Raw genomic sequence first — 16857 nt, 5'->3', positions numbered from 1 at the left:
CTAGAACACTCTTAAAATGATTCAAACTGTAATTTTCGATATGGATGGGGTAATTGTTGACACAGAACCCGTTCACCATTATGCCTATTTCAAACAATTTGACGAGTTAAATGTTATTGTTTCTCAAGAAACATACAGTTCATTTACTGGAAATTCTACACGAAATACTTTTCAAAAATTAAAAAAGCTATTTTCAATTGAAGCCGATGTTGAAGATTTGATTCAACGAAAGCGTACAATATTTAATGATGCTTTTGACTCAAAAGAAGATTTGGCGCTACTGGATGGAGTAGAAGTCTTAATCAAAGAATTACATGCTAACGGAATCCAACTAATTTTGGCATCATCTGCATCAAAAGTAACGATTGATCGTGTTTTTAAACGCTTTAATTTACATTCTTATTTTTCGCATATTGTAAGTGGTGAAGATTTTCCAAATTCTAAACCACACCCTGCAATTTTTGAACATGCAGCTTCTTTATCGATTGCGCCTAAAGAAAATTGTATTGTTATTGAAGATAGCACAAATGGAATTATTGCTGCCAAAGCCGCCGGTGTTTTTTGTATAGGCTATTGTAGCGAAAATTCAAAACTTCAAGATTTATCGATGGCTGACATGATTATAAATCATTTTGATGAATTGAATGCTGAAAAAATCATTTTATTATAATTTATAACTAATAGTATCGTTTTAAATTTTAGTTTTATTAAATTTGAATAATCTCTAAACAAAGTACTTATGAACAAAATTGTAATTTTAATATCAATAATTATAGCTAGTTTTACTATCGAAGCTCAGGTTAAAACTCCTGCTCCAAGTCCTAAAGCTACTTTAACACAAATGGTGGGTTTGACAGAAGTGGAAATCAATTATTCTAGACCAAGCGCTAAAGGTCGAGCTGTTTTCGGGGATTTAGTTCCTTTTGGGAAATTGTGGCGAACTGGTGCAAATGAGAACTCTATAATTTCTTTTTCTGATGATGTAGTAATCGACGGGAAAACATTAGCAAAAGGTAAGTATGCATTATTTACCATCCCTAAAGCTGATGAATGGGAAGTTGTATTTTATTCTGTAATTGACAATTGGGGAACACCTGAAATATGGGATGAAACAAAAGTTGCTTTAAGAACCAATGCCAAATCTGAAATTTATGATAATTTTGTAGAGAGTTTCACAATAAGCATTGATAATTTAGATTTAAATTTCGCTGTTTTAGAATTTTCATGGGAAAAAACTCATGTGACTTTGAAGTTTGAGGTTCCAACAAAAAAAACAGCAATAGCTAATATTGAAAAAGTTTTGTCAGGACCATCGGCAGGTGATTATTTTTCTTCGGCACAATATTTATTTCAATCTAATGTAGATTTAGAAAAAGCTTTGACTTATGTCGATAAAGCATTAGAAATGAAAAAGGAAAAACCATTCTGGTATTACCGATTGAAATCTTTAATTCAAGCAAAATTAGGTGCGAAAAAAGAAGCAATAGAAACCGCAAAATTATCTTTGGCAGCAGCTGAAATTGCTAAAAACCAGGATTATATTAAGATGAACAAAGAAAGTATTGAAGAATGGAGTAAGAAATAGTTAAGCATAAATTCATATAAAAATCCCGTTACCTAATAAAATAGATAACGGGATTTTTTTTGTAAATATGACAAGTATTAAATCTTGTTTTTTCTATAACAGCATCCTTGAATTATTATAGATAAAAATATTGTAAGAATCGCTCCAATAAAGTTAAGCCATAAATACCCTAATTTTTCATGACCGCTTTCATAAATGAAAATTGCATAATAATAAATAATAAAAATAGTGATTTGACTAATAACAGCACTATAGAATATGGCATTTGATTTCACTATTTTTATATAAAAACCTACTAGAAAAACACCTAAAACTGTTCCGTAAAATATTGAGCCTACAATATTAACTAATTGAATTAAGTTTTCAAATAAGGTGCCAATACTAGCAAAAAGAATAGCAATAATTCCCCAAAATAGCGTGAAAAATTTGGTAGCATTTACATAATGTTTTTCTGATTTTTCCTCTTTTACATTTCGTTTATAAATATCGATAGCAGTAGTTGAAGCTAAAGCGCTCAGCCCAGAAGCTGTTGATGACATCGCTGCCGATATAATTACTGCAAGAAGTAAACCAACAAGTCCTTTGGGTAAATAATGTAAAATGAAGTGAAAAAACACATAATCTTTGTCGTTTGTTTCACTATTACTATCAGCTTTTAAGATAATTTCTTTTGCTCGATCTCTTAAATCTTTTTCCTTACTTGATAAACCAATGAGTTCTTTTCGTAGAATTGGATTGTCATAATCTTGATTAAGTTGGTCGATATACAAAAGATTAATCACTTTTTTGTCTTCGGATAAGGCATCTAATTTTTTTTCCAACAAATGGTATTCATTTTTGTAAGCCGATTTTTCAATGATTATTTTGTTGTTGGGATTAAAATTTAAAGGTACTGGATTGAATTGAAAAAACACAAAAACCATTACTCCTGTAAGCAAAATAAAGAATTGCATGGGAACCTTTAAAAGCCCGTTCATTATTAACCCCATTTGGCTTTCTCGAACTGATTTGCCCGAAAGATATCGGCCTACCTGAGATTGATCAGTACCAAAATAGGCAAGAGCCAGAAAAAAACCTCCAGTGATACCACTCCAAAAAGTATATTTTTCTTCTGGATTAAAAGAGAAATCAACAATATTCATTTTATCATTGGCACCTGCAATATGCATTGCATTATCAAAAGTCATATCATTGGGTAAATAATACAAAATAAGAAAAAAAGTAATAAACATTCCTGACATAATCACAAACATTTGTTGCTTTTGGGTCACATTTACTGCCTTTGTACCCCCTGAAAAAGTATAAATAATGACCAAAACTCCAATTACAACATTCATTAAGGTTAAATTCCAACCTAACAATGCCGAAAGAATAATGGATGGTGCGTAAATAGTTAATCCGGTACCTAAACCTCTTTGCACTAGGAAAAGTATGGCTGTAAGTGAACGAGTTCTTAAATCAAATCGTTTTTCAAGATACTCGTAGGCAGTAAAAATTTTGTATTTGTGATAAATAGGAATAAATGTGACACAAATTACCACCATAGCTATAGGCAATCCAAAATAAAATTGTAAAAACCCCATTCCGTCATGATAAGCCTGTCCTGGTGTTGATAGAAAAGTAATTGCGCTTGCTTGTGTAGCCATAACCGAAAGCCCGACAGTATGCCAAGGTGTTTCGTTGCTACCTAAAATATAATCTTTTACGTTTTCGCTTCCTTTTGTTTTCCAAACTCCATAAATTACTATAAAAAGTAAGGTTACAATAAGAACAATCCAATCAAATACTTGCATGGGTTAGGAGTATAATTTCATGAGTAAAATGAAAATAAATATATATATAACATTGGCTAACAATACCCAAGTATAGCTTTTTTTCCAATTTTCAACTTTTCTTTTCATTATCATTTAAAATTTAGCTTTTATTTTTGAATGGTGTTTGATTCTGATTTTTTTAAAGAAATCAGGTTAGCTAAAAGTCTATAGGCTCCAGAAACTCCCTCGGGCAATTCTCTAAAAAAACTTAAACCGGTATAAACATAATATCCTTTACCATACTTCGCTACTAATATAGCTCCATTTTTAGGACTTTCTCCCTTATCGTTTGATGAAATAATTGGAGTAAAAGCGGAATCAAACTCTTTTGGATAATATAATCCTTGTTCTTGTTTCCAGCCTTCAAAATCCTTTAATGTAATTTTATTTGGGTAATTTAAAGCAGGATGATCAGGAGCTAAAAATCGAACTTCGGCATTTTCTTCAGTAACTCGATCATTAGAAATTTTTAATGGATAAGGGGCAATGTTTTGCGTAATAATATCAGCAGTTGTATTGTACTGAACCAACATTGTTTTGCCATTTTTTACAAGCTCAAAAAGAATATCTTGCTTATTTTCTAGGGTTTGTAGCATGTTATAAGCTCTAATCCCAGTGATAATTACGTCAAATTGATTTAGTTTTTCAATTGAAATTTCTTCGGGATTGAGTAATGTTACTGAATATCCCATTTGTTTTATTCCGTTTGGAACTTCATCGCCAGCGCCCATGATATAGGCTATTTTTTCATCATTTGTGTTTAAATCTATTCGAATCAATTTAGCTTCAGCTGGTTTTAATACCTGTTGTTTTGAAATGTGATTATAATCAATGATAACTTGATCTTTATCAAATCTTTTTCCATCAATGAATACAATACTTTTCGCAATAGCGTCATCATTTTGATTTGGTGGGGTTACCTCAAACGAAACTATTTGTTCCATTCCTTTTTTATCTAATTTAAAAGGAATTGATTTTGGAAAAACGGTCCAATTTTTCGGCAATTCTAGTTGTAATTCACCACTTAATAATTCTTTTCCTGATTTTATTTTTACATCTATTGTTCTGGAATTTTTATTTTTAAAAACAGTTACTTTATCAATAATAGTACTTGTTATATAAGGAATTATATCTAGATAATTATATACTTCGCCTTTCACATCATCGGTATATTTATAAATTACTGTACGCTCAAACGGAATTTTAATTCCGTTAATAGTTAGATTAAAAACAATTTTTACCTGACGTTTAATGTCGGGAAGTCCAATTTCGCTTTGACTATTTACAGTATACATGCCAACATCTCCTTTTTCTTTTAACCAATAGGGTTGGGTATATTCTAAATTTGAAGGCAATTGAATATTAATTGATATGCTTTTTAGAACATTATTCTGCAAAACCAAATTTTGAATTGTTTTTTCTGATGAAGGAAGAATAGTTATACTTTCCAAATTCATACTAATTGCACTTCTATTGATGGCTTCAAGTTGAATTTTTAATTGACTTCCCGGTGTGCATTCTTGATTAGAAGCATTAGCTTCTAAATACAAGCCTGTACATGACGATATTATTGTTTTTAGTTCTTCTAATTTTAATGGTTTCCAATGATTTTCATCTAATGCCAGAATCATTGAATATACTCTTAGCAAATCGGGAATGCTATTGTCAGGATTTTTAAAATCATATTGAGCAATGATTTTTGTAACTAATTCGCCAATTGATTTTCCTCCTTTTACTCTATTCCATGAAGTATCGATTCCATCAAAGAGATTTGTTTTATCAGCTGGAGCTTCACCATTAATTAGTTCAAGATATTCGGTTTCTTCTCCACGAACACCAGTACTGCCAAAACCTTGAGACTGATGGCAGCTTCGACTTAGGGCTGCTATTTCTTGATTTGATTTACCAATAGATTGATAGTAAACACCAGTTTGAAAAGTAATATAATTAGATTTGTCTGCTGCCGCGAATTTTTCTTTACTTCCGAAAAAGTACCAAGATGGGTTGAAAAATTGTCGTTTAACTTGCCAAGGCTGTACTAGTTTTAATTGATCTGGAAACACATTAGTATTATTGGTTAAATTAAAACTTTCAACGCTAAGTAAAGCAGAAGCTGAATGATGACCGTGTGTTGTGCCAGAAGTTCTATGATCAAAGCGATTGATGATAATATCGGGTTGAAATTTTCGTATGGCCCAAATCACATCCGCAAGTACCTTTTCTTTATCCCAAATTTGCAAGGTTTCTTCAGGTTTTTTTGAAAAACCAAAATCATTTGCTCTTGAAAAAAATTGTTCTCCTCCATCAATTTTTCGTGCTTCAATAAGTTCTTGAGTTCTAATAACTCCTAATAATTCTCGGAGTTCAGATCCTATCAAGTTTTGTCCACCATCGCCACGGGTTAGCGATAAATAGGCTGTTTTCGCTTTAGTCTCGTTCGAAAAATAAGAAATTAATCGGGTGTTTTCATCGTCAGGATGAGCTGCGATATAAAGAATAGAACCCAGAAAATTTAATTTTTGAATTTGGTTGTAAATCTCAACCGAATTAGGTTTTTGTGGCTTTTGAGCATAAAATAATTGAATCGAAATAAAGAATACAATAAAAGAGGGGATTAAAGCTTTTTGCATTTTTTAATTTTTATTTTGCATTTGTTCAAATGTACAAATTAATAGGAAACATGCTAATATAACTGCATTTTATAAGCAAAAACTAAGCCACTTATATAGCTTTATGATTAATGATTCGGTGTATAAGTAATCATTTTTTAACCATTGACAAAATAAAAAAAGTTAGTTTTTAGTCAAGCTTGCTTAAAAAATCATACACTTTATCAGTCGGTAATCCCATTACATTTGCATAAGAACCTTCAATTTTGGTTACGGCTACAAATCCAATCCATTCTTGAATGCCATAAGCACCGGCTTTGTCATAAGGCTTGTAGTTGTTAATGTAATAGTTAATTTCTAGATCACTTAATGCTTTGAAACTTACTTTGGTTATATCATGGATAACTGTTTTATAATTTTTGCTTTTAAAACAAACTGAGGTAATAACTTCGTGTGTGTTATTCGATAATGATTTTAGAATATCAAAAGCGTCCTGCTTATTTTTTGGTTTCCCTAATGCGGTTTTATTGTGCCAAACAATAGTATCACTTGTAATAAGGATTTCGTTATCATATAGTTCTCCCTCGAAAGCTTGAGCTTTCAATTCTGCTAAATAGTTAGTAATTTCTTCACGTTGTAATTCGGTTGGGTAAATTTCTTCGATTTCTTTCAACCTAATTTTAAAATCGAGGTCTAAATCTTTAAAGAATTGTTGACGTCTTGGCGAACCTGAGGCTAGGATTAATTGATATTTTTCTAGTTTTTTTTTGAGCATTACAGAATTTGTTATTTATAATTGTAGAACTGTGAAATGAAAGATTTTAATGATTCTATATTTTTTGATTCTTAAAAATATTATTTTACTAAATTAGCAATTCTAATTACTTAATTTAAATTACAATCAATATTAAATCATAACAATTCATTTTGTATTTGCAAATAACAAACATAAATATTGATAAGTCAAGAATTAGATAATTATAAATAAAATATAAAATCATGTTTATTAAAGGAGATAAAGTTAGCGTATTAGATGAGGCAATTAATGGCGTTGTTATTTCGCTAAATGATGGAAAGGTTACTATTGAAATTGAGGATGGTTTTATGATGACTTTTTTTGTCAATGAATTAATTAAAGTAAACAATTCCAATAACTTAATGGATTCTATTAAAAGTATTAATGTACATTCTATTGCAAAAGAAAAAGAAATTCCAAAAGCCCGAAGTTTTGTAAAAGAAAAAAAAGACAAACATGAAATTTCAGCTCCAGAATTTGATTTACACATCGAAAAATTAGTAAAAAACTACAAAGGAATGTCTAATTATGACATCTTGACTTTACAATCAGAAACAGCTAAACGACACATTGATTTTGCAATCCGAAATCGAATACCTAAAATTGTTTTTATTCATGGTGTTGGTGAAGGGGTTTTAAAATCAGAATTAGATTTTTTAATGGGTCGTTATGAGAACATAGTTTTTCAAGATGCTAATTACCAGAAATATGGTTTAGGAGCAACCGAAGTGTTTTTCAAACAAAATAGTAAATAACAGATAATCACTTTGGATTTTGACATTTTTCACAAAAAATAATTTTAAAAATAATAATTAAAAGTTACTGTTTTTTTATTTGTTTAGACTCAATGAGAATCGATTTTTAGTTAAATTTATGTTTTTTCATGATTGGCTGTAATAGTTTTCTACAGCAGACATTTTTTTTATTTTAGACAAAATAAAAAAATAAATAAAACTTTTTTCTAAATATCAACTTAAACTTTTAAATTTTGAACTAAAACAGTACTTTTGTTCAAAACATACTATAATGGCAGGAAATAGCTACGGAACACTATTTAAAATAACAACATTTGGCGAATCACATGGAATAGCTTTGGGGGGAATAATTGATGGCTGTCCATCAGGAATTACTTTAGATTTTGAAGCGATACAACTTGAAATGTCTCGAAGAAAACCAGGACAATCAGCAATTGTAACACAACGAAAAGAACCCGATGATGTGCAATTCTTATCAGGAATTTTTGAAGGTAAAACCACTGGAATGCCAATTGGATTTGTAATTCCAAATACCAATCAAAAATCAGACGACTATACTCATATCAAAGATAATTATAGACCAAGTCATGCTGATTATGTGTATGACCAAAAGTATGGTTTTCGTGATTATCGTGGAGGTGGTCGAAGCTCGGCTCGAGAAACTGCTAGTAGGGTAGTTGCTGGAGCGATAGCAAAACAAATACTGCCTACTATTTCGATTAATGCTTATGTATCTTCAGTAGGTCCAATTGTGATGGATAAATCATATAAAGATTTAGATTTTTCAAAAACCGAAAGCAATCCCGTTCGTTGTCCAGATGAAGCTTCTGCAGTAATCATGGAAGACTATATTCGAGAAATCCGTAAACAAGGTGATACCGTTGGCGGAACGGTAAGTTGTGTGATAAAAAACATGCCTGTTGGCCTAGGCGAACCTGTTTTTGACAAATTGCATGCTGAACTTGGTAAGGCTATGTTATCAATTAATGCAGTAAAAGGCTTTGAATTTGGAAGTGGTTTTTCAGGAACAGCTATGAAAGGAAGCGAACATAACGATTTGTATAATACTGATGGAACCACAAAAACGAATCTTTCAGGAGGTATTCAAGGTGGAATAAGCAACGGGATGGATATTTATTTCCGTGTAGCTTTCAAACCTGTTGCGACTATTATGCAAAAACAAGATTCTCTCAACAACAAAGGTGAAATTACAGAAATGACAGGAAAAGGTAGACACGATCCTTGTGTTGTTCCTAGAGCAGTTCCTATTGTTGAGGCGATGGTGGCGATAGTTCTTGCTGATTTTTATTTAATTAATAAAACCTACAATAAAGATTTTTAAACACATTTTTTAGTAATTTAAATTAAAAATAGAATGACTCATAACGAAACTCCAAAAAAATCAATACTAGTTAATTTGACTTTTCAAATACTTATTGCTATGATTTTTGGGGCTGTTTTGGGTGTTTTTATTCATACCAATTATGATGGTGTTTTTGCCAAAGAATTTAGTGATACTATAAAAATTCTAGCCACTGTTTTTATTCGATTGGTGCAAATGATAATTGCACCATTAGTTTTCACAACTTTAGTGGTAGGAATCGCCAAACTTGGTGATGTTAAGACCGTTGGAAGAATAGGAGGGAAGGCATTAGTCTGGTTTTTTAGTGCTTCTTTTATTTCACTTCTAATAGGTTTGTTTTGGGTTAATGTTTTACAACCAGGAATTGGACTAAATTTATCTAATCTTGATTTAGCCTCTGCGGTAGAAGTAACCGAAAAAACTCAGAATTTTTCTGCTCAAAATTTTATTGAACATATTTTTCCGAAAAGTATTTTCGAAGCTATGGCGAATAACGAAATTCTGCAAATAGTTATTTTTTCTATCTTTTTTGGATTAGCCGCCGCTTCGATAGGAGACTATGTTAAACCCGTGATTAATGCCTTAGACAAAACATCGCATATCATTTTGAAAATGGTAAATTTCGTAATGAAATTTGCGCCAATTGGTGTTTTTGGTGCGATTGCAGGGGTCTTTGCTATAAAAGATTTAAACGAGTTGGTTTTTACTTACATCAAATTTTTCAGTTCTTTCCTAGTCGGAATTGCCTCACTTTGGATTTTTCTATTGGTAATAGGAATTATTTTTCTTGGTAAACGAATGAAAATTTTATTAAATCATATTGTTAGTCCATTGATTATTGCTTTTGGAACTACGAGTAGCGAAGCGGTTTTTCCAAAATTGACCGAAGAATTAGAGCGTTTTGGAGTCAAAGATAAAATTGTATCATTTATGTTACCACTCGGTTATTCGTTTAATCTTGACGGGAGTATGATGTACATGACTTTTGCTAGTATTTTCATTGCTCAAGCCTATGGTGTTCATTTAGATTTAGGAACGCAATTGACCATGCTTTTGGTTCTAATGCTTACAAGTAAAGGAATTGCTGGTGTTCCAAGAGCCAGTTTAGTTATTGTTGCTGCAACTTGTGGTATGTTTGAAATTCCAATCGAAGGAATTGCTTTAATTCTTCCGATAGATCATTTTTGCGATATGTTTCGTAGTGCTACCAATGTTTTGGGCAATGCTCTTGCGACATCAGTAGTAGGAAAATGGGAAATGAAAGAAGAATGATTTTTATGATTTTATACGATTTATAGTGTATATTTGAAGCAGTACAATTTATTTATGAGTCCAAAACGAAATGTTTTATATCTCCTGTTTTTCCTGAATGTTTTCGGATTTTTTTCTACGGCACAATCAAAATCTTATTCAAAAGAAGAAATTAAAAATTTGTCAAAATTAGCAACGCAATATATGTACGATGCTAATTTTGAAAAGTCATTAGTTACTTCAAGAAAAGCATTAGACCATGCTATTAAAATAAAAGATGATAATCTTATAGCTATTAACTACAACATCATTGCTGCAAATTTTAATTTTTTAGTGGAGTTTGACAAAGCCATTTTCTATTATAATAAAGGGCTTCTATATGCTAACAAAACCGATAATAATTTTGTGAAATCTAAGTTATATAACAATTTAGGTAATTTGTATTGTTTTGAAAAAAAGCAATTCAAAAAAGGTGTAAATTATTACAAAAAAGCATTAGAGTTCAATATAAAAATGTCTGATACGAGTCAAATTATTTTCACAAAAATTAATATTGTTTGGGCTTCTTTTGATATTGGTGATTTTGAAGAGGGATTGCCACATTTAAATTTTATAAATAGATTTCATCCAAAATTTGGAGATAAATCTACAATTGTAGCTTTGAATATGCTTAACGGAATGTATTATGGAAATATAGATAAAAAGTCAGAATCAAATTTTTATTTCAAAAATGCAATTAAATTAGGAAATGCAGGAAACGAAAAATCTGATTTGTCTTATTCATATTATGAGTATTCTAAATTTTTATATAAAGTGGGAGATTATAAAAATGCATATCTAAACTTAGATTCATATAAAAAAATTGATGAAGAAATTTATGAAATCGGAAAACTAGAAAAAGCCAATGTCGCTGGTATAAATCTTGAAGTAGATGAGTATAAAAGAGAAGTAGTTAAAATCGAAAATCAAAATAAATTACAAGTTCAAATCATAAGGAAATCTAGAATTATTCTTTTTTTGTTTTACATCATATTTGGAATATTATTATTATTACTTTATTCTATTTATAAAAATGATAGATTTAAGAAAAAAGTAAATGCCGAATTAAGATTGACTAATGAAGAATTAATTGTTGCCAAAGACAACGCAATTGAGGCGTCAAAATTAAAATCGCAATTTTTATCTACCATTAGCCACGAATTGAGAACTCCTTTGTATGGCGTTGTAGGAATTACCAATATGCTATTAGAAGAACACAAAGAGTTGGCCAATAGTCCTCATTTGGCTTCGCTTAAATTCTCTGCCAGATATTTACTTTCTTTAGTAAATGACGTTTTACAAATCAATAAAATAGAAGAAAATAGAATTGTACTCGAAAGTTTAACTTTGAATATCTTGGACGAAATTATAATGATAAAAAACTCGTTATCCTTTTTAGCAAAAAATAACGATACGATTATAACTGTTGATGTTGACCAATCTATTCCAGAAAATTTAATTGGAGACAAACTAAGGTTTTCACAAATATTAATAAACTTAGTCAGTAATGCATTGAAATTCACAAAAAATGGAGAAGTATTCATACTTGCAAAATTAGTAAATCAAGAAGATCAATTGCGTTTTGTAGAATTCAAAATCAAGGATACGGGAGTAGGAATTTCAAAAGTGGATCAAGATAAAATTTTTGATAAATTTGTTCAAGTTGGCAGGAATAATACCGATTATCAAGGTACAGGATTGGGGTTGTCAATAGTAAAACAATTATTAACGCTATTTAATAGTACTATTGCACTTGAAAGTGAAGTTGGAGTGGGATCGACATTTACTTTTACGATTCCGTTTGAATATAATCCCGAAAAAACAAAAGAGATTATCAATAATATTCAAGTCGATTTGTCAGAAAAACAAATGTATAGGGTCTTAGTTGTTGAAGACAATAAGATTAACCAAATCGTTACCCAAAAGATAATTAATAAAAATAATTTTGTTTGCACCCTTGCAGATGATGGTTTTCAGGCATTAGAAATTTTAGAAAATGAAGTTTTCGACATCATTCTTATGGATATTAATATGCCAATTATGAATGGTTTCGAAACTACAAAAAAAATTCGTCGTAAAGGGATTAAAACCCCTATTATTGCACTTACAGCTTTTACAAAAGCAGAAATTATAGAGGAAGGGATTTCGGCAGGTATGAACGATATTATGGTTAAACCTTTTGAACCGATACAATTATTTCAAGTGATAAACGACCAAATAGAAAAAGCAAAAAAATCAGACTTAAATTCTTAATTTAAGTAGATTAGTACCAGCGTTTTTTATTTTGTTTTGATCCTTCTGATTTTCGCGATTTATGTGCTCCACCACTTCGGTTGGAGTTTTTTTGTGAGCTTCTGGGAGCTGTCTCTGGATTTCCTGAATGCCACGGATAAGGGTGATCATTTATTGTTTTTACATCCACTTTAATTAATTTTTGAATATCTTTCCAATATTGATGCTCATCTTTACTACAAAATGAGATCGCTATTCCTTCGTTTCCTGCACGCCCAGTTCTACCTATTCTATGTACATAAGTTTCGGGAATATTGGGTAGGTCAAAATTAATTACATAAGGTAATTGATCGATATCTATTCCTCTAGCAGCTATGTCAGTAGCTACAAGAACTCCAATTTCTTTGTTTTTAAAGGCATCTAAAACGCGTTGTCTTGCATTTTGTGATTTATCTCCGTGAATAGCTTCTGCTGCAATATTGTTTTTTCTTAATGCTTTTACAACATTATCTGCACCATGTTTGGTTCGAGAAAAAACCAAAACATCCGACAAATTTTCATTTTTTATTAAATGGTATAATAAATTTCGTTTTTCTGTTTTTTCAACAAAATAGATATGTTGTTCAACATTTTCAGCAGTCGAAGATACCGGCGAAACTTCTACTTTTGCAGGGTCTTTCAAAAACATTTCGGCTAACTCTCGAATTGCAATTGGCATTGTTGCAGAAAATAATAATGTTTGCCTGTTTTTTGGAGTGAGCTTTACGATTTTTTTTACGTCGTTTATAAAACCCATATCTAACATTTGATCGGCCTCATCAAGTACCAATGTATGTAAATGATCAAAATCAATAAAACCTTGTTTGTGTAAATCGAGTAATCGTCCTGGAGTTGCTACTAAAATATCTATTCCTTTCCGAAGCATATCAACCTGAGGCACTTGCGAAACACCTCCAAAAATGGTTAATTGAGTCAGATTAGTATATTTTCCGTAGGTATCAAAACTTTGCCCAATTTGTACTGCCAATTCTCTAGTAGGAGTAACAATTAGAGCCCTAATTTCTTTTGCTTTCTTTGAGGAACCAACGATTCTATGCAATTGATGTATAATCGGGATTGCAAAAGCTGCTGTTTTTCCTGTTCCTGTTTGTGCACAACCAATCAAATCTCTTCCAGATAAAACTAATGGGATTGATTGTTCTTGAATTGGAGTTGCAGTTGTATAGCCTTCTTCAAAAACGGCTTTTTGTATACTTTTTGAAAGTGATAAATCTTCGAATAACATATATTTTATTTAAATATCCAAATTATAATATATGGATAACAAGGCAAAGATAGATTTAATTGTGAATTTGTAATTTATAGTTAGTTGAAATTTAAAATCAATTAAAAATTCACTATAAAGTAATCAATACATTATTTGATTTTATGAAATCTGTTAAAAGGTATCCAATTAATTTACCAACGAGATGATCGTTCTTTTCATCCCCTAATTCAGGAGCACCCTCACAAATGTGTAAATAAGCTGCGTTTTTATTTTTACCAAAATAAGATACAAATTTCCTCAATTCATCAACAGAAAAACCATCCAAAGTCATAAAACTAGCAGGGATTAAAGGAATTGCAGATAAGTCTATTTCAATTCCATAAAAATCATTTTGTATAAATTCTAGTGCTTGAAAAAGCTCAAAAGTAAATTCTTTTTCTTTTCTTATTTTAATGCTTTCAAATGTATTGTAGCGTATTCGATCTTCGGTTTTTTTTATTGTATCTAAAACATTTTTGGAGATGTAGTTTTCATGCAATCCAAATATGAAATATTTTTTTAAAAATCCCTGTTCATAAGCATAAGAAAAACCATTTCCGCTATGTCTTCCTTCTAATATTCTAAAATCAGATCGTGAATCAAAATTTACAGCATTAATTGCTTTGCCTTTAGCAAGCGCACTACCTTTTATATTTCCGTAGGCATTATTGTGTCCACCACCAATAATTATTGGGATTTTTCCGGATTTAATAATATTAAAAATAATATGGGAGACTTCTTTGTCAATTTTTTCAACTAATTGGCTTTGTTTTATTCGATCAGCAACATTGTTAAAATCTAAATTTTTAACTTCTTCCATTTCTTCCGAAACATCAAGATGTCCTAAAACAAGAATTTGACTTCCTTTGCAAAATTTATTATGTTGTATGTTCGCAATGCTTTTAATCGCACTACTCCAAGCTGATGCCGCTCCTGGTCTTCCATTATTTGCTCTAATTCCTATATCTTCAGGTATTCCGAACAATACATATTGTACTTCACAAATTCCTAAAAATGAAATTACATCAACTTCTTTTGGTACGGTCAACATTTTTTCTCCAAATTTTATTTCACCACTTCTGTGGTTCGTAATTTTTGCAAGTTCATTGATGGTAAATAGAATGAGCTTTTCCATAAAAATTTAAATTGCCCAAATATAATATAAATGTTGATAATTCGTTTGTTGCTATTATTATATTATTATTTTTGTAAAAAAAAAACATACAACATGGAAAATCAACAAAGTAATTCGAGTTTAAAAGCAATTGTTGCTGTTTTAGCAATTTTATTAGCTGGAAGTTTAGTTTATATTTTTAAAATAACCTCGGATGCTAAGGTTGTTCAAACAGAACTAGTAAAAACAGTATCTGAAAAAGAATCAGTTTTAAAAGATTTACAAGAACTTAAAACTACTTATGATGCAGCAATTGCTGAAAATACTTCAATATCAGAAGAGTTAATTAAAGAACGTGAAAAGATTGTAAATTTAATTTCTGAAGTAAAAAAATCTAAAGGAGATGTAGCTTCATTATCCAAATACAAAACACAGTTTATCAAATTGCAGGATGATATGAAAGTTTTGTTAGCTGAGAATGAAGGGCTTAAAAACAAAAACACCAAACTTACAGTTCAACGTGATAGTACTGTAGTTGTATTAGGTGAAGCAAAAAAAACTAATGAGGTTTTGTCAACTAAAAACGATGAATTATCGAAAACAGTAGAATTAGGATCAAAATTAACGGTTTTAAACATCAAATCTTCTGCTTATAAATTGAGAAGTTCGGGTAAGCAGATTTCAACTGAAAAAGCAAGTAGAGCAGATATGCTAAAAATTAGTTTTACAATTGCCGAAAATAAAATAGCTAAATCAGGTGACAAAAACTATTATATACAGGTAATTGACAGTAAAAGCAATGTCTTAGGCGAAAAGAAAACAGAATCTTTTGGAGAAAAATCATTAACCTATAGTTTTATTACTAATGTAAAATATGCAAACAAAACAGTAGATGTTTCGGAAGATTTACCGGGTAAAAACTTTGAAAAAGGAACTTATTTCGTTAATGTTTTTGATAAAGATGAATTAGTTTCTAAAACCAGTTTTAATTTAAAATAAAATATCTTTTACAAATTAATAAAAAAGAGGAACTTGATGTTCCTCTTTTTTTATGACCGAATTTTGATTTTAAATTATTCCGAAACCTTGATTTCGAACATTTTATCCCAATTTTTACCAGTCAAAAATATGGTTTTTGTTTTTGGATTATACGCAATACCGTTTAGTACTTCGGCATTAGGGGATTGAACTTGTTTTCTTAAACCTGACATATCAAGTATTCCTTCAACAGCGCCACTAGAAGGATTAACAACAGCTATAGCATCTTTTTGCCATACATTACAATATAGTTTGCCATCAATCCATTCTAATTCATTGATGCTTGGAATCTTATTCGTATAGGAATAAACATTTACATAATCAACCATTTTTTGCGTGTTTGGATCCATTTTCCAAATTTTTTCAGTTCCATCAGTTTGATAAATGTATTTGCCGTCATTGGTCATTCCCCAACCTTCAATGTCTTTTTCGTAAGTAAAGGTTTTTTCTAGTTTAAAAGTATTTGGATCGTATATAAAACCTGTTTTTTCTTTCCAAGTCAATAGGAAGAGTTTGTTGTTAATAATAGTGATTCCTTCCCCAAAATATTTTGGATCTAAATCAATTTTGTTAGATATTTCACCTGTTTTATAATCATATTTTTTTAGCTGTGATTTGCCATTTAATCCTGTACTTTCGTATAAGGCATCATTATAAAACTCTAGTCCTTCGGTAAAATAATTAGGGTCATGCGGGAAAGTATTTATTATAGTGTATTTTAACAGTTTAGGCTCAATGCTGGATACTAATTCAATTCTAGAAGTTGCTTCGCTATTTTTACCTTCAAAATAGACCAATGCTTTTAGGTTTTGATAGCCGAATTTTTGATCTTTTAATTCAAAATTTACTTTTTCAAGATTCTTTTTAGAGCCTATTTTCTTATCATTTACAAAATAGTTTATACTGTCAATAGTTTTAGCATTTGGATTTAGAATTTCTAACTCTAAAGCTTCTT

The 16857-nt window shown here is 30.4% G+C and carries 13 protein-coding genes; 7 read left to right on the top strand and 6 right to left on the bottom strand.

What is annotated here, in order from left to right; all coding sequences use genetic code 11:
• Positions 1 to 16 precede the first annotated feature (16 nt).
• A complete protein-coding gene (locus tag ACKVOD_RS03560; protein ID WP_409208106.1) occupies positions 17 to 670 on the top strand; it encodes an HAD family hydrolase in 654 nt (217 codons plus the stop codon).
• Positions 671 to 739: 69 nt separating this feature from the next.
• Entirely contained in the window at positions 740 to 1585 is an 846-nt protein-coding gene (locus tag ACKVOD_RS03555; RefSeq protein ID WP_409208105.1) for a DUF2911 domain-containing protein, read from the top strand.
• Between the two features lie 77 nt (positions 1586 to 1662).
• Here the strand turns inward: ACKVOD_RS03555 and ACKVOD_RS03550 are convergent, their stop codons facing one another.
• The 3 genes from ACKVOD_RS03550 to ACKVOD_RS03540 form a co-directional block, all read right to left on the bottom strand.
• Positions 1663 to 3378 (bottom strand): sodium:solute symporter, encoded by a 1716-nt coding sequence (locus ACKVOD_RS03550; RefSeq protein WP_409208104.1) that lies wholly within the window; start codon positions 3376 to 3378, stop codon positions 1663 to 1665.
• 128 nt (positions 3379 to 3506) lie between these two features.
• Entirely contained in the window at positions 3507 to 6029 is a 2523-nt protein-coding gene (locus ACKVOD_RS03545; protein ID WP_409208103.1) for a PIG-L family deacetylase, read from the bottom strand.
• A gap of 169 nt (positions 6030 to 6198) precedes the next feature.
• Positions 6199 to 6783, bottom strand: coding sequence for a Maf-like protein (locus tag ACKVOD_RS03540; protein ID WP_409208102.1), 585 nt, complete (start codon positions 6781 to 6783; stop codon positions 6199 to 6201).
• Between the two features lie 224 nt (positions 6784 to 7007).
• Here ACKVOD_RS03540 and ACKVOD_RS03535 point away from each other — a divergent pair, with 224 nt between their 5' ends.
• The 4 genes from ACKVOD_RS03535 (at position 7008) to ACKVOD_RS03520 (ending at position 12465) form a co-directional block, all read left to right on the top strand.
• Positions 7008 to 7559, top strand: a complete 552-nt coding sequence (locus tag ACKVOD_RS03535) for a Smr/MutS family protein (protein ID WP_409208101.1) — start codon at positions 7008 to 7010, stop codon at positions 7557 to 7559.
• A gap of 271 nt (positions 7560 to 7830) precedes the next feature.
• Positions 7831 to 8901, top strand: a complete 1071-nt coding sequence (aroC, locus tag ACKVOD_RS03530; RefSeq protein WP_409208100.1) for a chorismate synthase — start codon at positions 7831 to 7833, stop codon at positions 8899 to 8901.
• A gap of 33 nt (positions 8902 to 8934) precedes the next feature.
• Entirely contained in the window at positions 8935 to 10194 is a 1260-nt protein-coding gene (locus tag ACKVOD_RS03525) for a dicarboxylate/amino acid:cation symporter (RefSeq protein WP_409208099.1), read from the top strand.
• A 54-nt stretch (positions 10195 to 10248) separates the two neighbouring features.
• Positions 10249 to 12465: a response regulator gene (locus ACKVOD_RS03520; RefSeq protein ID WP_409208098.1), complete on the top strand. Its 2217-nt coding sequence runs from the start codon at positions 10249 to 10251 to the stop codon at positions 12463 to 12465.
• A gap of 10 nt (positions 12466 to 12475) precedes the next feature.
• On the opposite strand, the gene ACKVOD_RS03515 is transcribed toward ACKVOD_RS03520, so the two are convergent.
• Entirely contained in the window at positions 12476 to 13729 is a 1254-nt protein-coding gene (locus ACKVOD_RS03515; RefSeq protein ID WP_409208097.1) for a DEAD/DEAH box helicase, read from the bottom strand.
• A gap of 112 nt (positions 13730 to 13841) precedes the next feature.
• The gene (locus ACKVOD_RS03510; RefSeq protein ID WP_409208096.1) at positions 13842 to 14885 is read right to left on the bottom strand and encodes an arginase family protein; all 1044 of its coding nucleotides are present in this window, start codon (positions 14883 to 14885) and stop codon (positions 13842 to 13844) included.
• A gap of 93 nt (positions 14886 to 14978) precedes the next feature.
• Between ACKVOD_RS03510 and ACKVOD_RS03505 the strand changes: the two genes are divergently transcribed.
• Positions 14979 to 15863, top strand: coding sequence for a hypothetical protein (locus tag ACKVOD_RS03505; protein ID WP_409208095.1), 885 nt, complete (start codon positions 14979 to 14981; stop codon positions 15861 to 15863).
• A 74-nt stretch (positions 15864 to 15937) separates the two neighbouring features.
• On the opposite strand, the gene ACKVOD_RS03500 is transcribed toward ACKVOD_RS03505, so the two are convergent.
• Positions 15938 to 16857, bottom strand: a 920-nt coding sequence (locus tag ACKVOD_RS03500; protein WP_409208094.1) for a glutaminyl-peptide cyclotransferase, incomplete at its 5' end; no start/stop codon positions are given.

Source organism: Flavobacterium sp., assembly GCF_046155325.1.
GTDB lineage: Bacteria > Bacteroidota > Bacteroidia > Flavobacteriales > Flavobacteriaceae > Flavobacterium.
This window is presented reverse-complemented; position numbering and strand designations above follow the sequence as displayed.